General features: G+C 70.7%; 23 protein-coding genes. 17 read left to right on the top strand and 6 right to left on the bottom strand.

The features are described 5' to 3' along the window. Window positions 1–51: 51 nt before the first annotated feature. Both CI785_RS08620 and CI785_RS08615 read left to right on the top strand, forming a co-directional pair. Window positions 52–657: a LysE/ArgO family amino acid transporter gene (locus CI785_RS08620; protein ID WP_105031700.1), complete on the top strand. Its 606-nt coding sequence runs from the start codon at window positions 52–54 to the stop codon at window positions 655–657. 50 nt (window positions 658–707) lie between these two features. Then, window positions 708–1,193: a GNAT family N-acetyltransferase gene (locus tag CI785_RS08615; RefSeq protein ID WP_105031699.1), complete on the top strand. Its 486-nt coding sequence runs from the start codon at window positions 708–710 to the stop codon at window positions 1,191–1,193. Between the two features lie 94 nt (window positions 1,194–1,287). Here the strand turns inward: CI785_RS08615 and CI785_RS17495 are convergent, their stop codons facing one another. Then, window positions 1,288–1,905, bottom strand: a complete 618-nt coding sequence (locus tag CI785_RS17495) for a cupin domain-containing protein (RefSeq protein WP_240615095.1) — start codon at window positions 1,903–1,905, stop codon at window positions 1,288–1,290. Between the two features lie 119 nt (window positions 1,906–2,024). Between CI785_RS17495 and CI785_RS08600 the strand changes: the two genes are divergently transcribed. From CI785_RS08600 to CI785_RS08560, 9 genes are all read left to right on the top strand, one after another. Continuing rightward, window positions 2,025–2,369 (top strand): PadR family transcriptional regulator, encoded by a 345-nt coding sequence (locus CI785_RS08600; protein WP_105031698.1) that lies wholly within the window; start codon window positions 2,025–2,027, stop codon window positions 2,367–2,369. Then, complete coding sequence (locus CI785_RS08595; protein ID WP_105031697.1) at window positions 2,366–3,355, top strand: permease prefix domain 1-containing protein; 990 nt, start codon at window positions 2,366–2,368, stop codon at window positions 3,353–3,355. The genes CI785_RS08600 and CI785_RS08595 overlap by 4 nt, the downstream gene beginning before the upstream one ends. 47 nt (window positions 3,356–3,402) lie before the next feature. Next, window positions 3,403–4,716 (top strand): DUF2252 domain-containing protein, encoded by a 1,314-nt coding sequence (locus CI785_RS08590; protein WP_105031696.1) that lies wholly within the window; start codon window positions 3,403–3,405, stop codon window positions 4,714–4,716. Window positions 4,717–4,851: 135 nt separating this feature from the next. Then, window positions 4,852–6,723: a molecular chaperone DnaK gene (dnaK, locus tag CI785_RS08585; protein WP_105031695.1), complete on the top strand. Its 1,872-nt coding sequence runs from the start codon at window positions 4,852–4,854 to the stop codon at window positions 6,721–6,723. A gap of 2 nt (window positions 6,724–6,725) precedes the next feature. After that, a complete protein-coding gene (locus tag CI785_RS08580; RefSeq protein WP_105031694.1) occupies window positions 6,726–7,364 on the top strand; it encodes a nucleotide exchange factor GrpE in 639 nt (212 codons plus the stop codon). Window positions 7,365–7,548: 184 nt separating this feature from the next. After that, window positions 7,549–8,535 carry a DnaJ C-terminal domain-containing protein gene (locus tag CI785_RS08575; protein ID WP_105031693.1) on the top strand — a complete coding sequence of 329 codons (987 nt, stop codon included), beginning with the start codon at window positions 7,549–7,551 and terminating at the stop codon, window positions 8,533–8,535. A 52-nt stretch (window positions 8,536–8,587) separates the two neighbouring features. Next, a complete protein-coding gene (locus CI785_RS08570) occupies window positions 8,588–9,016 on the top strand; it encodes a heat shock protein transcriptional repressor HspR (RefSeq protein WP_105031692.1) in 429 nt (142 codons plus the stop codon). A 104-nt stretch (window positions 9,017–9,120) separates the two neighbouring features. Beyond that, on the top strand, window positions 9,121–9,687 hold the full coding sequence (locus CI785_RS08565) for a hypothetical protein (protein ID WP_105031691.1): 567 nt from the start codon (window positions 9,121–9,123) through the stop codon (window positions 9,685–9,687). A gap of 48 nt (window positions 9,688–9,735) precedes the next feature. Next, window positions 9,736–10,437: a PspA/IM30 family protein gene (locus CI785_RS08560; protein WP_105031690.1), complete on the top strand. Its 702-nt coding sequence runs from the start codon at window positions 9,736–9,738 to the stop codon at window positions 10,435–10,437. On the opposite strand, the gene CI785_RS08555 is transcribed toward CI785_RS08560, so the two are convergent. Then, window positions 10,394–10,969 carry a DUF5655 domain-containing protein gene (locus tag CI785_RS08555; protein ID WP_105031689.1) on the bottom strand — a complete coding sequence of 192 codons (576 nt, stop codon included), beginning with the start codon at window positions 10,967–10,969 and terminating at the stop codon, window positions 10,394–10,396. The genes CI785_RS08560 and CI785_RS08555 overlap by 44 nt on opposite strands. A gap of 78 nt (window positions 10,970–11,047) precedes the next feature. Between CI785_RS08555 and CI785_RS08550 the strand changes: the two genes are divergently transcribed. Together CI785_RS08550 and CI785_RS17640 are read left to right on the top strand one after the other, a co-directional pair. Beyond that, window positions 11,048–11,731, top strand: a complete 684-nt coding sequence (locus CI785_RS08550) for an SDR family NAD(P)-dependent oxidoreductase (protein ID WP_105031688.1) — start codon at window positions 11,048–11,050, stop codon at window positions 11,729–11,731. A 34-nt stretch (window positions 11,732–11,765) separates the two neighbouring features. Then, window positions 11,766–11,900, top strand: coding sequence for a hypothetical protein (locus CI785_RS17640; RefSeq protein WP_276308018.1), 135 nt, complete (start codon window positions 11,766–11,768; stop codon window positions 11,898–11,900). Window positions 11,901–11,919: 19 nt separating this feature from the next. Here the strand turns inward: CI785_RS17640 and CI785_RS08540 are convergent, their stop codons facing one another. Then, a complete protein-coding gene (locus CI785_RS08540; protein WP_105031687.1) occupies window positions 11,920–13,095 on the bottom strand; it encodes an MFS transporter in 1,176 nt (391 codons plus the stop codon). A gap of 26 nt (window positions 13,096–13,121) precedes the next feature. On the opposite strand from CI785_RS08540, the gene CI785_RS08535 reads away from it, so the two are divergent. Beyond that, complete coding sequence (locus CI785_RS08535) at window positions 13,122–13,715, top strand: TetR/AcrR family transcriptional regulator (protein WP_170068226.1); 594 nt, start codon at window positions 13,122–13,124, stop codon at window positions 13,713–13,715. A gap of 22 nt (window positions 13,716–13,737) precedes the next feature. On the opposite strand, the gene CI785_RS08530 is transcribed toward CI785_RS08535, so the two are convergent. Further along, window positions 13,738–14,769: a DUF695 domain-containing protein gene (locus CI785_RS08530; protein WP_105031686.1), complete on the bottom strand. Its 1,032-nt coding sequence runs from the start codon at window positions 14,767–14,769 to the stop codon at window positions 13,738–13,740. Window positions 14,770–14,811: 42 nt separating this feature from the next. After that, complete coding sequence (gene trmB, locus CI785_RS08525; RefSeq protein WP_105031685.1) at window positions 14,812–15,690, bottom strand: tRNA (guanosine(46)-N7)-methyltransferase TrmB; 879 nt, start codon at window positions 15,688–15,690, stop codon at window positions 14,812–14,814. A 260-nt stretch (window positions 15,691–15,950) separates the two neighbouring features. On the opposite strand from trmB, the gene CI785_RS08520 reads away from it, so the two are divergent. Further along, entirely contained in the window at window positions 15,951–16,700 is a 750-nt protein-coding gene (locus CI785_RS08520) for a GAF and ANTAR domain-containing protein (RefSeq protein ID WP_105031684.1), read from the top strand. A 15-nt stretch (window positions 16,701–16,715) separates the two neighbouring features. Here CI785_RS08520 and CI785_RS08515 read toward each other — a convergent pair whose 3' ends face one another. Next, window positions 16,716–17,960: a M20 metallopeptidase family protein gene (locus CI785_RS08515; protein WP_105031683.1), complete on the bottom strand. Its 1,245-nt coding sequence runs from the start codon at window positions 17,958–17,960 to the stop codon at window positions 16,716–16,718. 340 nt (window positions 17,961–18,300) lie between these two features. Here CI785_RS08515 and CI785_RS08510 point away from each other — a divergent pair, with 340 nt between their 5' ends. Both CI785_RS08510 and CI785_RS08505 read left to right on the top strand, forming a co-directional pair. Then, window positions 18,301–19,974, top strand: a complete 1,674-nt coding sequence (locus CI785_RS08510; RefSeq protein ID WP_105031682.1) for a DEAD/DEAH box helicase — start codon at window positions 18,301–18,303, stop codon at window positions 19,972–19,974. A 106-nt stretch (window positions 19,975–20,080) separates the two neighbouring features. Continuing rightward, window positions 20,081–20,482: a YccF domain-containing protein gene (locus CI785_RS08505; RefSeq protein WP_105031681.1), complete on the top strand. Its 402-nt coding sequence runs from the start codon at window positions 20,081–20,083 to the stop codon at window positions 20,480–20,482. The last annotated feature ends 109 nt before the right edge of the window (window positions 20,483–20,591 follow it).

Below are 20,591 nucleotides of genomic sequence, written 5' to 3'. Positions count from 1 at the left end.
TGAAGAATCATTAGCTGGCCTGAACCGGTTACCGCCTCCTAGGTTGAGGAGGTGATCACCACCGCCGCCACCGGACTCGCTGCCGGTCTGACCCTGATCGTCGCCATCGGATCGCAGAACGCCTTCGTGCTGCGCCAGGGCCTGAGGCGTTCCCATGTGCTGCTGGTGGTGGCGGTGTGCGCCCTCTCGGACCTGGTGCTGATCCTGCTGGGGGTCGGGGGACTGGGGGCGGTCATCGAACGGGCCCCCGTGGTCCTCGAGGTGGTGCGCTGGGCAGGGGCCGCCTTCCTGGCCGGTTACGCCGTCCTGGCGGCACGGCGCGCCCTCCGGGGCGAGCACCTCGACGCCGACGGCGGACCCGCCACGATGTCGTGGCGGGCCGCGCTCGGGACGTGCCTCGCCCTGACCTGGCTCAACCCTCACGTGTACCTCGACACGGTGCTGCTGCTGGGTACGCTGGCGACCACGCACGGCGTGCCGGGCAAGTGGTGGTTCGCCGGGGGAGCCGCTCTCGGCAGCCTCGTGTGGTTCACCGCCCTCGGCATCGGGGCCCGCTACCTCGCGCCGCTCTTCGCCCGTCCACGCGCCTGGCGGATCCTCGACGCGCTGATCGCCGTCGTGATGCTCCTGCTGGCCGTGATGCTCGTCCTGCGGTAGCCGACGGCGCCGCGGATGCGCCGCCCGGCCCGGGGAGTTACCGTCACTGCATGCGGATCGTGCCGTACGGGTCGGACCATCGGGCGGAGGTGCTCGAGCTGTCGATGCGCGCCTGGGAGCCGGTGTTCCCGCTGGTCCGCGAGGCGGTGGCGCCGTTCGTGTACGGGTCCTTCTATCCGGACGGGTGGAGGGAACGCCAGTATCGTGACCTCGCGGCCGTGCTCGACGGCGAGCTCGGGAACATCGCCGTCGCCGTGGAGGGTGCGCGCGTGGTGGGCTGGGTGTGCCTGCGACTCCATCCCGACGACAGCATGGGCGAGATCCACGTCCTGGGCGTGGACCCGGAGTTCCAGCGGCGGGGCGTGGCCCGCGACCTCATGGATCATGCCTTCGCCAGGAGCCGGGAGGCCGGCATGCGCATGGTCCTCGTGGAGACCGGCGACGATCCGGGCCATGAACCGGCCCGCCGGGCGTACGAGGCGGCAGGCTTCGAGCGGTGGCCCGTTGCCCGCTACTTCAAGGACCTCTCCGGTTAGGGGACAGGGAAGGTGTCGCTCTCCTCCGGAGCGACGGTCCCGGGCCCGCTCGATGCGTTGGACTCTTCCCGCCGGTGGCGGAGGTGCTCGGCGACTACTCCTCGGTGTTGGCGCGCTCCTCGATCCAGTCCGTCGCCGCGTCCGAGAGGAACATGCCGTCGGGGCCGCGCTCACCCATCCACCAGGAGTCGGCGGCCACGAGGCCGCCCGCGCTGCTGATGTCCGCCACCACCTCGGGGGTCAGCGCCTCACCGTTGTGGGCGGTCAGCCAGTCCCGGGTCTGCGGCATGACGCCGTTCCACCACTGTTCGAGGTCCATGCCGGACAGTATGGCACCCTCCTTCCATTCCTGGATGATGCGCGGGGACGCATGGATGCACAGCATCCGCAGCGGGCCGTCGCCGTCGTTCGTGAAGCCGTGCCATTCGCCGGCCGGTGCCACGACGGTGTCGCCCGCCGCTCCCGAGAGCCCTGCCGTCCCGACCGTGAAGCGCACGTGCCCCTCGAGGACCACCCACGTCTCGACGTACGGGTGCCGGTGCAGGGCGACGGTGTGACCGGGGTCGTTGTCCACCGCGAAGTAGGAGACGGCGGAGCCGTGTGCCTCGCCCTCGAAGCGGCGTGTCCTGCTGCCGGGGAGTGCGAGTTCCGCCGCGGGGATCGCACGTGCCGCGGGTGAGGCGCCGGTGGTCCTGGTCGTGTCGGGGTGCATGGGTGCCTCCTAGGTCGCTGGGATGCAGGGTGGACGGCGTGGGGGCTTCTTTCTCATCGCGCGTGAGGACGCCATTGTGCCTCTTGCTATAGTGTGCGACGCACACTATAGTTCCAGCCATGGCGAGCGATGACGACCGAACTGCCGGACACCTGCAGGAGCTGCGGCGCGGGACGGTCGTCCTGGCCTGCCTCACCCGGCTGCGCACCCCCGACTACGGGTACGCGCTCCTCGAAGCGCTCGAAGGCCTGGACATCCAGGTCGACGCGAACACGCTCTATCCACTCCTGCGGCGCCTCGAGAAGCAGGGCCTGCTGACGAGCGAGTGGAACACCGCCGAGTCCCGTCCCCGCAAGTTCTACCGGACGAGCCCGGCCGGCGACGACCTCGCCGCCACCCTCTCCGCCGACTGGGATCGGCTGACCGCATCGCTGCACCGCCTCGCTGAAGGGGAACTGCCATGACAACGTTGACCGATCGCTACGTCTGGGCCGCCGTCCGCACCGTGCCCGATACCCACCGCGCCGATATCGAGCCCGAGATCAGGGAGATGATCGGTGGCGCGGTCGACGCCCGCCTCGCCGCCGGTGAGGACCCCGCCGCCGCGGAGCGCTCGGCGCTGCTCCAGCTGGGGGACCCGGAGCGCCTCGCGGCCGACTACGTGGACCGGCCCCTCACGCTGATCGGGCCGCGCTACTACCTCGACTGGCTCCGGCTCCTGAGGACGCTCCTCGCCGTCGTCGTCCCCATCTCCACCGCCGCGGTGTTCCTCGTGCAGTTCCTGAGCCAGGGTGAGGTCGGTGCGGCGATCGGCGGCGCTGTCACGACGGCGCTGAACGTCACGGTGCACATCGGGTTCTGGAGCACGCTCGTGTTCGTCATCCTGGAGCGGACGGGGGTCCCCGGCACGGGGCTGGGGTGGTCCCCCGACACCCTCCCCGCCCTGCCCGACCGCTCGCGCCATGCGCGCCTGCCCGAGCTCGTCGCGTCACTGGTGTTCCTCGCCGTCTTCGCCGGCGCCATCCTCTGGCAGCAGGTCCGCTCCGTGGTCAACGCCGACGACGGCAGTGCGATCCCCCTGCTCGACCCGGCACTGTGGTCCTTCTGGCTCCCGTGGTTCCTGGGGCTGATCGTCCTCGAGGCGGGTTTCGCGGTCTGGCTGTACCTGCGGGACTGGTCCTGGCCGGCCGCCGTCGTGAACCTCGCCCTCGCCCTCGCCTTCGCGGTGCCCGCGGTCCTCCTGTGGTCCGGTGGAAGGCTGCTCAACCCGGCCTTCGTCGACGCCGTCGGATGGGGTCCCGCGGTCGCGACGGGCGGCGGCTGGACGGTCGGCTCCATCGTGACCGCGGTCGTGGTCCTCATCACCGCCTGGGACGTGGTGGACGGGTTCCTGAAGGCGCGGCGTGCGTCCGCCCCGGGAGCCCGGCAGCCCGTCCTCGTGGGCCGCTGACCCTGCCCGGGCACGCTCCGCCCGGGCGACGCGCGTACCGTGGTCTGATGGCAGCCACCGAGCCCCGTCAGCAGCACATCGTGAACACCCTCGTGGAGGCGCACCAGGACCTCATGGTCGCCGACCCCCTCGCCTTCCGGGCGCGGTTCCGGAAGATGGCGGCGGACCCCTACGCCTTCTACCGCGGCAGCGCGTCGCTGTTCTACACCGACATGGCAGGGCTCGACGACAGGTGGGCGGACGGGCGCACGGGTCGCGTGTGGATCCACGGCGACCTGCACGCCGAGAACTTCGGCACCTACATGAGCAACGAGGGACGGCTCACGTTCGACGTCAACGACTTCGACGAGGCGTACGTGGGCCACTTCTCCTGGGACCTGCGCCGGTTCGTTGCATCGCTGACGCTGCTGTGCTGGCAGAAGGCGCTGCCGTCGCGGGCGGTGCGCGACCTGTCCCGCACCTACCTCGAGGCGTACCTGGGCCGGGTCGGGGACTACGTGGACGACGAGCAGTCGGCCTTCGCCTTCGGGCTGGACAACACCGAGGGCACCATCCACCGGGTCCTGCAGCAGGCCCGCGCCGCGCGGCGGACGCGCCTGCTCGACTCCCTCACGCTGATCGAGGACGACGAGCGCCAGTTCCGCGACGACGGATCGATCCGGGTGCTGGGAGGCGAGGAGTCCGCGGAGGTGTCGGACGCGTTCGAGCGCTACCTCGCCACCATCCCCGACGGCGAGCGCTCCCGCCGTCGCGTGTTCTACCGGGTCAAGGGGATCGTGGGGAAGAAGGGCTTCGGGATCGGGAGTGCGGGGCTGCCCACCTACAACGTGCTGATCGAGGGCTTCGACGAGGCGCAGGAGAACGACATCATCCTCACGATGAAGCAGTCGAACATCGCCGCGCCCAGCCGGATCGTGGACGACGAGCGCGTCCGCGGTTTCTTCCACGACGACGGGCACCGCGCCGTCGTGAGCCAGCGCTCGCTGCAGACCCACACGGACCCGTTCCTCGGCTACACCTCGATCCGTGGCGTCTCCTTCGTGGTGTCGGAACTGTCCCCCTACAAGCGGGATCTCTCCTGGGAGGACCTCACGGAACCCGAGCAGATGGTGCCCGTGCTCGAAGCGCTCGGGCAGGCCACCGCGAAGATCCACTGCTCGACCGACGAGGACAGCGACCACGACCTCGTGCCGTTCCGCACGGAGACCGCGATCCTCGCCGCCGTCGGTGACGCGCGCGAGGAGTTCATCGCAGACCTGGTGGGATTCGGCGAGGCCTACGCCGAGACGGTGCGGCGGGATCATGCCCTCTTCGTCGACGCTTTCCGCGAAGGACTCATCACCGCCGTACCGGCGGCATAGTGCAAGTTGAGTCCTCATGGCTCAACTTCATTTTGATCTCCGGCTGTGCAGGACTATAGTTGAGTGCAGAACGCTCAATCCACGCGCCCGGCGGATGAGCGCCTCGCAAATCCCGGGCAGTCGAAAGGAACTTGCATGTCACGTGCAGTAGGTATTGACCTCGGAACCACCAACTCGGTCGTCTCGGTCCTCGAGGGTGGCGAGCCCACCGTCATCGCCAACGCCGAGGGCGCGCGCACCACGCCGTCGATCGTCGCCTTCTCCAAGGCCGGCGAGGTCCTGGTCGGCGAGATCGCCAAGCGCCAGGCCGTCAACAACATCGACCGCACCATCTCCTCGGTCAAGCGCCACATGGGCACCGACTGGAGCGTCGACATCGATGCGAAGAAGTACACCCCGCAGGAGATCTCGGCGCGCATCCTCCAGAAGCTCAAGACGGATGCCGAGAGCTACCTCGGCGAGAAGGTCACCGACGCCGTGATCACCGTCCCCGCCTACTTCAACGACGCCGAGCGGCAGGCCACCAAGGAGGCCGGCGAGATCGCGGGCCTCAAGGTGCTGCGCATCGTCAACGAGCCCACCGCCGCGGCCCTCGCCTACGGTCTGGACAAGGGCAAGGAGGACGAGCTCATCCTCGTGTTCGACCTCGGCGGCGGCACGTTCGACGTCTCCCTCCTCGAGGTCGGCAAGGACGAGGACGCGTTCTCCACCATCCAGGTCCGCTCCACGTCCGGTGACAACCGCCTCGGCGGCGACGACTGGGACCAGCGCGTCGTCGACTACCTGCTCTCGCAGGCCAAGGCCAAGGGCGCCGATCTCTCCAAGGACAAGATCGCGCTGCAGCGCCTCAAGGAGGCCGCAGAGCAGGCCAAGAAGGAACTGTCCTCGGCGACGTCCACCAACATCTCGCTGCAGTACCTCTCGGTCACCGCGGACGGCCCCGTCCACCTCGACGAGCACCTGTCGCGTGCCAAGTTCCAGGACCTGACCAAGGACCTGCTGGACCGCACCAAGAAGCCGTTCCAGGACGTCATCGCCGAGGCCGGCATCAAGGTCTCCGACATCGACCACATCGTCCTCGTCGGCGGATCCACCCGCATGCCCGCGGTCAGCGAACTCGTGAAGGAGCTCGCCGGTGGCAAGGAGCCCAACAAGGGCGTCAACCCGGACGAGGTCGTGGCCGTCGGTGCCGCGCTGCAGGCCGGCGTGCTGAAGGGCGAGCGCAAGGACGTCCTGCTGATCGACGTCACCCCGCTGTCCCTCGGCATCGAGACCAAGGGCGGCATGATGACCAAGCTCATCGAGCGCAACACGGCCATCCCGACCAAGCGCAGCGAGACCTTCACCACCGCTGACGACAACCAGCCGTCCGTGGCCATCCAGGTCTTCCAGGGCGAGCGCGAGTTCACCCGGGACAACAAGCCGCTGGGCACGTTCGAGCTGACCGGCATCGCGCCGGCACCGCGCGGCGTCCCGCAGGTCGAGGTCACCTTCGACATCGACGCCAACGGCATCGTGCACGTGTCCGCCAAGGACAAGGGCACGGGCACCGAGCAGTCGATGACCATCACGGGCGGTTCGTCGCTCTCCAAGGAGGACATCGACCGCATGGTGCGCGAGGCCGAGGAGCACGCAGCCGAGGACAAGCAGCGCCGCGAGGCCGCCGACACCCGCAACGGTGCCGAGCAGCTCGCCTACTCGGTGGACAAGCTCATCGCCGACAACTCGGACAAGCTGCCCGAGGACGTCCGCACCGAGGTCCAGGCCGACGTCGACGCCCTGAAGAAGGCACTTGAGTCGCAGGACAACGACGCCGAGGTGAAGTCGGCCTTCGAGAAGCTGCAGTCCTCGCAGTCCAGGCTCGGCGAAGCGATCTACGCCTCCGCCCAGCAGGACGCAGGCTCCGCAGCCGGCGCACCCGCCGACGACCAGCCGGCCTCCGCAGGCACCGACGAGGACATCGTCGACGCCGAGGTGGTCGACGAAGACACCAACGAGAAGAAGTAGCCATGCCGCACCACGGAAACGAAGAAGAGCACGAGTCCGAGCCGATCGCCCCTGAGACGGGCGAAGTCCGTGGGCAGCAGAACGACGCCGGTACTCCGGCCGCGGAGGAATCCGCGGCCGGAGTGCAGGCAGGTCCCACCGGCGACAGCACGGAGGGCGACGCCCTGGCTCAGGCCGAGGCGATCCTGAACGAGGCCGGCGCCGACGGGGCGAGCAATCCGGCCGTGGACGTCGTCGCGGAGCTCCGCAACGACCTGCTCCGCCTGCAGGCCGAGTACGTGAACTACCGACGCCGTGTTGAACGCGACCGGGATGTTGCACGCGACCAGGCCGTCATCGGCGTCATCAACACGCTGATGCCCGTCCTCGACGACATCGACGCCGCGCGCCAGCACGGCGACCTCGCCGAGGGACCCTTCGCGGCGATCGCGGGCAAGCTCGAGAACGCCCTCCGGACGTACGAGCTCACCCGGATCGACGAGGTCGGCGTCGCCTTCGACCCGAACATCCACGAAGCGCTCATGCAGCAGCCGAGTGCGGACGTCCAGGCTGATAGCGTCAGCCAGATCCTCCGCGCGGGCTACCGCAAGGGCGAGCGCGTCCTCCGGGCCGCGCAGGTCATCGTAGCGGTGCCTGAGTAGTTCTTACCGCGCTGCGCGGATGCCGAACGGCGGCAACGAAATTTCCCGGCTCGCTAGAGCTCGCTGGGAAAGATTGAAGCCGCCTTCCTCGGCACTCCGCGCAGCGCTCCCGGGTTGTGTGATCCCTTCGGGATCGTGCAACCCGGCCCCACGTTTCAGTAGTACCTAGGAAAGGAGACGCCCGTTGGCCAGTCAGGATTGGGTGGACAAGGATTTCTACAAGATCCTGGGTGTTTCCAAGGACGCGTCCGACACCGACATCAAGAAGGCGTACCGGAAGCTCGCCCGCAAGTACCACCCCGACCAGAACCAGGGTGATGCCGCGTCCGAGAAGACGTTCAAGGACGTCTCGGAGGCCTACTCCGTGCTGTCCGACGCCGAGCAGCGCCAGCAGTACGACGCCATCCGCGCGATGGGCGGGGGAGCGCGCTTCTCCGCCGGCGGTGCCGGTGGAAGTGCCGGCGGCAGTGCGGGGTTCGAGGACATCTTCGGGAACCTCTTCGGCCAGGGGACCGGGACCCGTCAGCGCACCGGCTTCTCCAACAGCGACCTTCCCCCCGAGTTCGCCGACCTGTTCGGCGGCGGTGGCAACGGATTCCCGGGCGGCTTCCAGTCCACGCGCCCCCAGAAGGGCGCCGACCGCACGGCCAGCACGTCCATCTCCTTCGCGGGCTCCATCAACGGGACCACCATCGGCCTGCGTGAACCCTCGGGCGAGCAGATCGACGTCCGCATCCCGGCCGGTATCCGCGACGGACAGAAGGTCCGGGTGAAGGGCAAGGGGCAGCCGGGGCAGAGCGGCCCCGGCGACCTCATGGTCACCGTCGCCGTGAAGGAGCATCCGCTGTTCAAGCGCGACGGCGACAACATCCGCGTGCACGTCCCCGTCAGCTTCCCCGAGGCGTCCCTCGGCGCCGAGATCGACGTCCCGACCCTCACCGGTGAGTTGGTGAAGATGAGGATCCCCGCCGGGACGCCGTCGGGCAGGACCCTGCGCCTCAAGGGCAGGGGCGTGAAGACCGCCAAGGCCACGGGGGACCTGCTCGTCACCGTCGACGTCGTCGTCCCGCAGAATCTGTCCAAGGAGGCCGAGGCCGCCGTCGAGGCCTTCCGGGCTGCTACGCGGGACGCGGATCCGCGGGCGGGCCTCGCCGCGAAGGCGCGCCTGTAAAGAGTACATTTGAGCGACCGCCGGGAGCCCCGGCGACGGAAGGAGGCCCGCCATGGACTACACGCTGCCGATCTATGTGATCTCCGTGGCCGCCGAACTCGCCGACATGCACCCGCAGACCCTGCGCCAGTACGACCGGCTGGGCCTCGTGACGCCCAGCCGGGCACCCGGCAGGGCCAGGCGCTACTCGCAGAAGGACGTCGGGACGCTGCGCGAGATCCAGCGCCTGTCGCAGGAGGGGGTGTCCCTCGAGGGCATCCGGCGCATCCTCGAACTCGAGAACCAGGTAGCCGCACTGCAGGCGCGCGTCACGGAGCTGTCCTCCGAGCTGGCGTCCCGCCGCCTCCACGCCGAATCGAGCCGGGTCTTCGCCGCCGGGCTGGCGGGCGACGTCGTCACACTGGCCCGCGGCCAGCGCCCCCGCCCGCGCAGCCAGGCGCTCGTCGTGTGGCGCCCCGACACGGCGCGGACGGCGAACTAGCCGCCGCCGGTGAGCGGTCGCCCGCGGCCGCGCACGGCCGCGGGTGGAATATGTCGGAGGACGCGGGCAGACTAAGGAGATGGAATACCTCGTGGGGTTGCACGATGCTTGATCTCTTCGTCCAGGCGCTCGTCGTCGGCGCCGGGGTCCTCACCGCCGTGGGCGCGGGGACCGGCGTGGCCGGGTGGCTCGTGGTCCGCAAGGTCAAGCGCTCCCGCATCATCGAGCGCACGAGGGACCGCGGCGTGCTGGCGGCCCGCGCGTACGCGCCGGACCGGCTGACGCGGGAACCCGCGCGGCTCATCGGTGACCTGACGCGGTCCTCGCGTGCCACGCACCTCGCCCTCGCCGAAGCGACGGCGCAGCGACGCCCCGTGGGGGACCTTCCCCGGGCGGCCGCTGAGATCGACCAGGCCGCGGCCTCCCTGGAGACCCTGCTGCGCGCTGCCGACCGTGAGCCGAACCGGGCACTGAAGCAGGAGTGGACCGCGGATCTCGCCGCGCAGGCGCGGGCGCTCGATGAACTGTCCGCCGACCTGCGCCGCAGCCTGCTGCAGACCTCGCGGTCCATCGACACGCTGCAGCTCGAGCAGGCCACCAGCCGCCTCCGCACCGAGATCTCCGCCATGGCCACCTGGCGGGACAGCTACGGGAACCGGCAGACCTGGTGACGGGTCAGTCCAGGTAGCCGCAACCAACCATCACCCCGGGGGTCCAGAGTGTCGATCAAACGCCGCATCACGCGGATCGTGCAGGCCAACCGCTCCGCGGCGGAGGAGTCCAAGCAGGATCCCCGGATCCAGGTGCAGAGCGCCCAGCAGGCGCAGCGCAACCTCCTCGACCAGGCGCGCCGGGGGGCAGCGGACGTCGCGGCGCACCACCACCGGGTGGGCCTGGCCGCGAACGAGGCCGCCGACTACGTCAACCGGGTCGAGGCCGCTGCCGCAGCCGCGGTGCAGCGCGGGGACGACGACGCCGCCCGGGCCGCGATCCGCGAATCGATGACGGCGCGGCGTCGCCTCGAGACCCTCACCCGGCAGTTGCACGAGGCGGAGCAGCAGGCGCGCCGGCTCCACGACGACGTGCAGCGGCTGGAACAGCGCGTGCAGCAGAACGCCATGGAGTACGACGCCATGCTGGCCCGCCGCGCGGCGGCCCAGGCTGCGATCGGTGTTCATGACGCACTGGCGTCGTCCTCGCGGGAGGCGGCCGCGATGGACGCGGCGCGGCGCAACGCCGAACTCGAGGTGCGGCGCTTCGAGGCGCAGGCCCAGGCCCGTGAGGAACTGTCCTGGACGGACCCGTCGTCACCGCGCCTGCAGCAGGCCTTCGAGGAACTCGAGGCGGAGGCCGCCGCCCAGCAGGAGCTCGAGGAGCTCAAGCGGAGGAACGGCCGAGGCTATCCTCCAGTGCAACGCTGAGCGCCTGCCGGACGGCGGCATCGACGTCCCCCGGCTGCCTGAGCCGGAGGCGCCAGGCGAACGGTTCGTTCGTGCGGATCGGCTCGAGCCCGGGCAGTCCGGGGATCGCGAGCCGGAAGACCAGGTCCACGGCGGTCCTGGTGGGCGTGAGCTGCGCGAACTTCCGTCGCGACGACTGCAGGGACACGTAGGTCTTGCGTAGCTGGATGGTGACCTCCGGTGTCGCGGTGGCCCAGGACACGATGCTGTCCGCGATGGGCCTGAGGGCCGGACGGTCCGCGTACTGGCCGGCGTAGAGCTCCTCCGCCGACCGCTCGAAGAACTCCGGCAATCCGAAGACCTCCCAGTCGACGCTCATCAGGTTGTATCCGGTGACTCCCTGTTCCTTCAGCCAGTGCGAGAGATCCTCCCGCGTGCCGATCCCCGCAGTACGCGCCTCCGCAGCCCAGTCCGCCGGTGTCCGTCCGGTGGTGCGGAGCAGCCGCGCGGCGTTGGCGTGCACCATCGACTGCCAGCTCTGCATCTCGCCCATGGCCACACTGTAGCGTTCCGGTGCCGTCCCGCCGGGCGCGAAGGGAAGGACGCCGAAGGCCGTTGCTACACTCTGCCCATGACCGAGCTGAGCGGTGCCCACGTCCTCGTCGTCGGTGCGACGGGAGTCCTCGGGGCCGAGCTGTCCCGCCAGCTCGTGGCCCAGGGCGCCCAGCTCACGCTCTCGGGCCGTTCCGAGGACAGACTGGCGGCGCTCGCGGACGAACTCGGCGATGCCGTCCTGGGCCGCGCCGCTGCCGATCTCGGCAGACCCACGGGCCCGGCGGACATCGCCGCTGCCATCTACGGGCGCGAACTGAGCGGGCTGGTGTTCGCCTCCGGCGTCGTGGCGTTCGGTCCCGCCGTCGAGGTGGACGACGACACCCTCGACGAACTCGTGCTCGTGAACCTGCTCGGCTACATGCGGCTCGTGCGCGAGATCGCGCCCCGGCTCGCGCGGGACTCGTTCATCGCGCAGATCAGCGCCGTCGTCGCAGAGAGCCCGACGGCGGGCATGGCCGCGTACTCCGCGACGAAGGCGGGACTGAGCGCCTACGGGAAGGCGCTGACACTGGAGTTGCGCAGGCAGGGGGTGCGGGTGCTCGACGCCCGCCCGCCCCACACCGAGACCGGGCTGGCTAGCCGGCCCATCGCAGGGGAGGCGCCGAGGCTGCCGCAGGGCAAGGATCCGGTGGCTGTCGCCGCACGCATCGTGACGGCCATCCGGGACGGCGAGCGCGACCTGCCGTCATCGGCATTCTGAGCAGGGGCCCGGCGGGCACAGCCATTCATCGGAGGTGACCTCGGCGGACGGACCGAAGCCCTTCGAACTCCACGAGTCGGGAGCGTTCCTGCACGGGACGAAGGCGGACCTCGCGGGGGACCTCGCGGGGGACCTCCAGTGCCGGGGCCTGGCCGTCATCGACGACTGAACCGACGGCGCCTCGCCTCTCACTCCACCCGCACCTTCACCCGGATCGGCGCGGCGGCAGCGGTGCTCGCCGCGCACGCGAGAGCCGCCACCGCGAAGGCGAGCGTCGCGCCGCCCTGCTGGAGCAGGAATCCGGTGAGGGGTGCGCCGGCCGCCTGCCCCAGCACGAGGGAGGTGAACAGCAGCGACGTGCCCGCAGCGCTGCCCGCGTCGGTGGTGGAGGCCCACAGGATGAGCACGGAGGTCGCCGCCGTGTAGGCCAGTCCGAACAGGGCGGAGGCCGCGTAGGCCAGGAGCAGGGAGTCCGGTACCGTCCCGAGGAGTGCGGTGGCCGCCGCCGTCGCCAGGGTGGTCAGCGACCAGGCGGCTGGGACGGAGCGGCCGGCGAGCCAACGCGACACCAGGGTGGCGCCGGCGCCCCCGAGCCCCAGCGCTATCCAGGCGCCGGCCGACAACTCCTCGCTCATACCGCCCGACTGCTCGAGCGTGGACCGGCCGTACACCCACACGGCGGCGCACCCGATCCCGAAGACGAAGGCCCCACACAGCGGCCGGGCCAGCCCGCGCCTGCTCGATCGTGCGACGAGGGACGGAGCGGGCCGAGGTGGTGCAGCCGGTGCGGCGGCGCTTCCGTCGAGCCGCAGGACGGCGAGCATGGACGTCACGGCGAGCACTGCCACGAGCGCCCATGCCATGCGCCACGCCTCACCGAGCACCAGGGACAGGGCGCCCGCCAGGACCACGCCGAAGCCCGTCCCCGAATTGACCACCGATTGCAGGCGCCCGCGGGCCTCCGGTGCGGTGTTCCGCTGCACCAGCTCCACCAGTGCGGGAGACGCGAAGCCTGCTCCGGTGCCGGCGAGCAGGACCCCTGCGGCGAAGATCGGGGTGGTCTGGGCGCCGGCGATGCCGATGCTGCCGAGAGCCGCCGAGAGGCCCGCGAGCAGCGTCACCGCCCGCGGATGACCCTGGGCGAAGCGGAAGCCGATCCCGGCGGAGACGCAGTAGAGGACCGACGCACCCGCGGCCAGCAGGCCGCTCACCGCGGGCGGCAGCGGGAACGACGCCGAGAAGGCGGGCAGGAACAGTCCGTAGCCGAGCCGGGCCAGACCGTAGGTGACCGCGATGAGCGAGACCGCGGATGCGGCGAAGAGGAGGTCCCGACGGGACGTGGCGAACTGTAACGATCGTTTCATTGAAACGAACGTTATACCCTTGTTCCATGGCACGACAACCGACAGCGCGAGATCGACTCCTCGATGCGGCAGAGGACCTGGCCGCGACGCGAGGTGTCACCGCCACCCCCGTGGATGCGATCCTCGAGCGCGCCCAGGTGTCACCGGCGACGCTGTACGCGCACTTCGGCAACAAGGAGGGGCTGATCACCCACGCCCTGCAGCGCAGGCTGTCCCGGTGGGACACGACCTGGCAGGAGTGCGTCGACGAGGCGCCCACCCCCGAGGAGAAGGTGCTCGCGCTCTTCGCAGCCCTCGCACGGTATCGGCAGGGGGTCACACCTTCCCGGTGGTGCGTGTTCCTCGGGGTCACCGCGGAGACCCCGCACCCGGGTCCCGACCTCGAGGCCACCCTGGGCGACGACACCCGGCTGTTGCTGGGGCGGCTCGAAGACCTGTCGGCTCCCCTCGTCGGCGCCGACGGAGCCGCGCTCCTGGCACGCCACCTCGTCCTGATCTACACCGGGGTCCTCGGGATGATCCTGCGTGGGACGGACGTGAATACCGCCACCACCGAAGGGCGGCGCATCGCGAGCATCACTCTGCAGTCCTTCACCGGAGCGCCGGCGGCGGCTCCCTGAGCCCACCGGGACCGGTGCCCGGTCACGCGAAGTCCTGGACCTTCCTCCACCCGGGATCGAGCGAGTGCCGGGCGGTGACGGGACGCCGGTCGCGAGCGGCGGCGTCGAGCACGTCACGCCCGTTCTGGTCCTCCGAATCGGAGTAGAAGTGGAGGGTCCTGACGCCCCTGGAGGTCTCGGCGGCGACGAGCATCCCACGGTGACCGAGGGACCGCACGAGGGTGTCCTCGAGATCGTCGAGGACGCCGAGCACCGCCGGCAGGGGCAGGCCCTGCCCGTCGGCCTCGAAGGGGACCCGCAGCGCCGTGTGGAGATCGAAGCGCGGGTGGTCGATCCACCGCAGCGGGCGCAGGACCCGCACCAGGATCGGGTCGCCGGCGCCGAGTGACCCCTGCATCAGCAGCCACGCCGGCGGGGGCAGCGTGCCCGCCAGGTCGGCCACCCGCGCCGGCAGGTCCACGGCCGCGATGCTGTCCACGACGTCGGTCGCGATGCAGTCCACGCGGCGTACCCAGCGTTCGACGTCGTCCTCGCCCAGCAGCCACTCGAGGACGAGGACGCACAGGCCGTGCTCGTCGTCCCAGCGACCCGTGAACCCGGGGTTGTACACGGAGACGATGAACCCGTCACCCTTGCGGGTCACCGCCGCGTGGACCCTGGTGCGGCGGAGGTCGAACGTCCTGCCGCGGTACGTGATGGTGGAGTCGAGCATGTCGGGCCGCGCGCTGCGGGCGGGCATGAATTCCCAGCGCCTGCTCGGCGGCGGCGCCGCCCGGTACCAGCGCTCGGCCACGGGACGCAGCGCGGCATCGCCTCCGCTGGAGAGGCACAGGGTGTGCTCGGCACCGACACCTGTGCGCGTCTCCCACTCCAGGCCCCGGGCGATCGCCCTCACCCTGTGGGTCATCACGTCCACGTAGGCGTCGAAGTCACCGGCCCTCGTGGCTGTGGTGAGCAGTTCCTCGCCGTCCTCGGCCCACCACTGCCAGAACGCCGCGACGGGGTCCCTGCCGTGTCCGCGGCGGGATGGTGCCCGGCGGCTGAAGAGTCCCATGGTCCCTGCTTCTGTCGGTGTACGCGTCCGGGGAGGCGTCGGTCAGCGACGCCGGTAGGTGAGGTCGAAGACCATCCGCCCGGCCTTGATCGCCTTGTTCTCGAAGCTCGTGAGGGTCCGCCCCTCGAAACGCGGCGCCCAGCCTCCGCGCTCGTCGACGCCCTCGTTGACGCCCGTGTTGCCGGTGCTCACCGGGTCGCGTCCCTCACGCACCGGGGCGCCGCCCACCACCGATTCCACGCCGCTCTCCCACACCTGGGTGAGGGGGCTCGCGGCTCCGGCGCGCTCGCCGTCGTGCAGATTCTCGAAGCGCCCGCTCGCATCGAGGACCTCGCGCATCTGCACCGCATAGCTGGACCAGTCCGTGGCCAGGCGGAAGAGTCCGCCGGGCTCGAGGATGCGCGCGGCCAGCTCCACGTAGTCGTCCTTGACGAGCCGCCGCTTGTGGTGCCGCGCCTTGTGCCAGGGGTCGGGGAAGAACGTCCACAGTTCCGCGACGGAGGACGCCGGGATCATGCCGGCGAAGGCCTCCGCCGCGTCGACCTGAGCGGTCCGCACGTTCGTCAGGTCCTTCTGGCTGATACGGAGCATCGTCTGGGCCAGCCCCGGCCGGTAGACCTCCAGGGCGAGGTAGTCGCGGTCCGGGTCCTGTTCCGCGGCGTGCGTGATGGCCTCGCCGAGTCCCGAGCCCACCTCCACGACGAGCGGGGCGGTCCGCCCGAAGGCGGTTCCGGCGTCGAACACGAAGCCCGGAGCCACGGACGTGTCGGCGTTCTCGATGCGCGGTACGTCGATGAGGAAGTCCTCGGCGAGGTCGTCCCAGGCCTCGCGGCGCCGGCCCTGGAGGCGTGAGCCCCGCCGGACGAAGGAGACGGGCTGGGCGCGGTGCGGCTGGTCGGGGGTCTGTGCTGAGGGCTCCATCACCTCCAAGGCTACCGGCAGCACGCCCGCCGGTACCGCCGCCGGGCACGGCCTGCGGCCGGCGAGGAGCGCCCGGGGAATCCCTACGCCACGGGTGAACCGCGCATCCGCTGCTGCGCCGGGCACCCCATCGTCGGACCGGGTGGTCATCGCATCGGGGCGCTGTGCATCGTCGATCGGGTGCACCGCCGCGGGGCGATGCACTGGTGTGCCCACGCGGACAGTGGCAGAGTGATGTGACGAACCCGAGGAGGCGCGACATGAACACGGGTCCTGATGCGGTGGCGCCGGCGGCAGCTGGAGGCGGCGAGGCCACGGGCGGTCTCGCCCTGCAGTTGAGTGAGCTCGCGCGCGGACTCCGTCGCCAACCCGACGTGGATTCGACCCTCGCCGAGATCGTCCACGCCGCCCTGTCCCTCATCCCGCCCGCGGCGGAGGGCTCCATCAGCCTCGTCCGGGCCCGGCGGCGCGTGGAATCGCGGGCCGCGTCGGGGGACCTGCCCCGGATCATCGACGACCTGCAGACCCGGACCGGGCAGGGTCCGTGTCTCGATGCGGTCTTCCGTGAACGCATCGTCCGGGTACCGAGTCTGAGGGACGAGCCCCGGTGGCCAGACTTCGCACGGCGTGCCTGGGACGCCGGAGCGCGCAGCATGCTCTCCTTCCAGCTCTTCGTCGACGACGACAACCTCGGTGCGCTGAACCTGTACGGCGCGGAGGTGGGCGAGTTCGGTGAGGACTACGAGCAGGTCGGCCTGCTGGTCGCGGCCCACGCCGCGATCGCCCTCTCCGACGCGCAGGAGATCTCAGACCTCAACGCCGCGCTCATCACCAGGGACGTCATCGGCCAGGCGAAGGGCATCCTCATGGAACGCCACAAGCTCACCGCCCACGAGGCGTTCCTGGTGCTCTCCTCCGCGAGCACGAAGACCAACACCAAGCTGATCGAGGTCGCCGAGCAGCTCGCCGTCCGCGGAGATCTGGCGACACGGCGCCGGATCGCGGAGTAGGCGGGGACCGCCGCCCTATCGCCGGTGTGGACCAGCGCCGGCTGCGGCGTCGAGGCGGCTGATCGCGAGCTGCGCGTAGAGGGCCGCGCCGTCGGGGAGGACGCTGTCGTCGAAGACGGCGTACGGCGAGTGGTTGAAGGGTGCCGTGACCGGCTCGACGCCCGGGGTCACCGCCGAGAGGAACACGAAACTGCCGGGCACGGCCTCGAGGATGCGGGAGAAGTCCTCGGACCCGCTCAGGGGCCGGGGCATGGTGAGGTACCGGTCGGTCCCGAGCAGTGCGCCGACCTGCGCCTCGGCGTGTGCCGTCTCGTCGGGGTCGGTGACGGTGACGGGGTACTCGTGGACGTACTCGACGTCCGCCTCGAGCCCGTGGGCGGCTACGAGGTGCCGCACCAGGCGGGGGACCGCCTCCGCCATCCTGTCCCTGTTCACTGCCGAGAACGTGCGGACGGTCGCCTCGATCCGCGCCGTCTCCGGGATGATGTTGCGCTGCGTGCCTGCGCGCAGCACCCCGACGGACAGCACCACGGGGTCGAACATGTCGAACTGCCGGGTGATCACGACCTGCAACTGCGTGACGATCTCCGCGGCCACCGTCACCGGGTCCTTGGCGGAGTGCGGCGAGGACCCGTGCCCGCCCGCGCCCCGGACCGTGATCGTCAACCCGTCCGACGCCGACATCAGAGGCCCGGACCGGCTGGTGAACACCCCGGTGGGTATGAGCGAGGACACCACGTGCAGGCCGTAGGCGGCGTCGGGCCTCCTGCCTGCGGCATCCAGGACGCCCTCGCGGATCATGACGCCGGCGCCGTCGTGCCCCTCCTCGCCGGGCTGGAACATGAGCACGATATCGCCCGCCAGCTGCTCCCGGCGCTCGGCGAGGAGCGTGGCGGCCCCGGCGAGCATGGCGGTGTGCAGGTCGTGGCCGCAGGCGTGCATCACGCCGGCGACCTCGGAGGAGTAGGGGACGCCGGCGGCCTCCTGGACCGGCAGGGCATCCATGTCGCCGCGGAGGAGCACCACGGGAGCCTCGCCCTCCCGCGCGGCGCCGCCGCGCAGGACGGCGGTGACCGAGGTGGTGTCCGTTCCGAGGGTGATCTCGTAGGGGAGCCCGTCGAGGGCCGCCAGCACCTTCTCCTGGGTGCGCGGCAGCTGCAGGCCCAGCTCCGGCTCGCGGTGCAGACGGTGCCGCAGGTCGGTGATGTCACCCGCGAGTGATCGGGCATCCTCGAGCAGGGTGGCTGGGGACGAAGTCATGGGGGTTCCTCCTGGCACGGTACCGGCGCTGGTGGTCCCACCCTCGCAGATGCGCCGGGCCGGGGCGAGACCCCGGAGCCCGGTTCCCGTGGTGCGGGGGCGCGCCGTCTCCGCCGATGCGGGCCAGGAGCGTCACTGCTGGTAAACTGGGGATACTTGCCTGCGCAGGGCGGATCGGTTCCGCCAGTGAGATGCGCAGCCTGCGTCGCTAGAACGCATTCTTTTGTCCCGCATCCAGCTTCCGAGACCGGAAGCGCGGTGGACACTGTCTGACTTTTCTTCGGCGAACCCCCGCACCGCCCGGTGCCGGGAAGATGAGAAGAAAGTTCGTGTACTTTCCATGACTACTTTTGCTGCCCTCGGTGTGCCCAAAGCGCTGGTCGAGAACCTCGCCGCGCAGGGGATCGCCGAACCGTTCCCCATCCAGGTGAAGTCCCTCCCGGACTCCCTCGCAGGACGTGACGTCCTCGGCCGCGGCCGCACCGGCTCGGGTAAGACCCTCGCCTTCGCGCTGCCCATGGTCGCCCGCCTCGCCGAGCAGGAAGCGGCGTACCGGCGCAAGCCGGGACGCCCCCTGGCCCTCGTGCTCGCCCCGACCCGCGAGCTCGCGACACAGATCAACGCCACCGTCGAGCCGCTCGCGAACCAGCTCGGACTCAACACCACCGTGATCTACGGCGGTGTGTCCCAGCAGCGCCAGGAGAAGGCGCTGCGTGCCGGCGTCGACATCGTCATCGCCTGCCCCGGGCGTCTCGAGGACCTGATGCGCCAGAAGCTCATCACGCTCGAGTCCGTGGAGATCACCATCCTGGACGAGGCCGATCACATGGCCGACCTCGGCTTCCTGCCCGTCGTGAAGAAGCTGCTCGACACCACCCCCGCCGACGGCCAGCGCCTGCTGTTCTCCGCCACGCTCGACAACGGTGTGGACAAGGTGGTCAACCGCTACATGACCAACCCCGTCACCCACTCGGTCGACGACCCCCAGGCCGCGGTCACCACCATGGAGCACCACGTGCTGATGATCGGCGACCAGACGCAGAAGAAGCAGCTCATCGTGCAGCTCGCCTCCGGCAGCGGACGCCGCCTGCTCTTCATGCGCACCAAGCACCACGCCCGCAAGCTGGCGAAGACCCTGACGGATGCCGGTATCCCCGCCGTCGACCTGCACGGCAACCTCTCCCAGAACGCCCGGGACAGGAACCTGGCCGAGTTCTCCTCCGGTGACGTCCGCGTCCTGGTCGCCACCGACGTCGCAGCCCGTGGCGTGCACGTGGACGACGTCGAGCTCGTGGTCCACGTGGACCCGCCCACGGAGCACAAGGCGTACCTGCACCGCTCGGGCCGCACGGCCCGCGCCGGATCCTCGGGAACGGTCGTCACGATCACCCTGCCCGAGCAGAAGTCCGAGGTGCAGAAGCTGATGAAGGCCGCCGGGGTCGACGTCGCGTTCGAGACCGTCAAGGCGACCTCGCCGCTCGTGCTGTCCCTGACCGGCGACGTCGCGGACAAGATCGATCCCCGCACCCGTGCCGCACTGCTCGCCACCCGTGAGGCGACACGCGGCGAGGGCACCTCCACCGGTGCCAACGCCGAGCGCAAGCGCGCCCGCCGTGGCGCGGCTGCTCCGACCGCCGGAGGCCGTGGAGGACGCGGTGGACGCGGCCGCGTCTCCGCCGAACCGCAGTCCGCGCAGGGCAACCGCGCCGACCGCCGCAAGGACCAGCCGCAGGCACCGCGCTTCGGGTCGGATGCCGGTGCTGCCGCGAAGACCGGCGGACGCCGACGGGCCGACGAGCCCCGTACGGCCTCGGAGACGTCGACGCGCAGCCGCCGACCCGCCTCGGGTCAGCGCGTCGGCGACGCCGTCCGTCGCACGGCCGCGGGAGCCCCGGCTGCCGGCGGCCAGCGCAGCCACGCGCCGTCGTCCGCTCCCCGGACCGAGGGCGCCCGTCGCGCCCCCGGCTCCCGCAGGGCGGGCGCCCCGGCGTCGAACGACCGTCGCCCGCGCTAGCACGACCCGTTGCAGCACAAGGGAAAGGCCCCCTGCCCGTCCGGGTAGGGGGCCTTTCCCCGTCCTGGTGGATGCGGCGTCGTCGAGTGTGCGGAACAATGGCGGCATGAGCGCACTCCTGAACATCATCTGGCTTCTGTTCGGCGGCATCTGGCTCGCCCTCGGGTACTTCCTGGCGGGCATCGTCTGCTGCCTGCTGATCGTCACGATCCCGTTCGGGGTCGCCTCGTTCAGGATCGGCCTGTACGCGCTGTGGCCCTTCGGTCAGACGGTGGTGAACCGGGGTGGGCCGGCGAACGGCTTCACCGCCGTGGGCAATGTCATCTGGCTGCTCGTCGCCGGTATCTGGATCGCCATCGGCCACGTGCTGACGGCCATCCCGATGTTCGCGAGCATCATCGGGATCCCCCTGGGCATCGCGAACCTCAAGCTCATCCCGGTGTCGCTGGCCCCGCTCGGCAAGGTGATCGTCCCGTCGTCGGGGACATACCTGCCCACCTACCGCTAGGCACCCCGCCGGGTCGGCCGCCCGCCTCCAGCCGGAGTGCCCGGCCCGGCGGTCGCGCTGCCGGTCAGCCGCCCGCGTCGAGCCGGGGCGCCCGGGGTGGCGCGACGCG

Source organism: Arthrobacter ruber (genome assembly GCF_002954225.1).
Taxonomy (GTDB): Bacteria; Actinomycetota; Actinomycetes; order Actinomycetales; family Micrococcaceae; genus Arthrobacter_D; species Arthrobacter_D ruber.
This window is presented reverse-complemented; position numbering and strand designations above follow the sequence as displayed.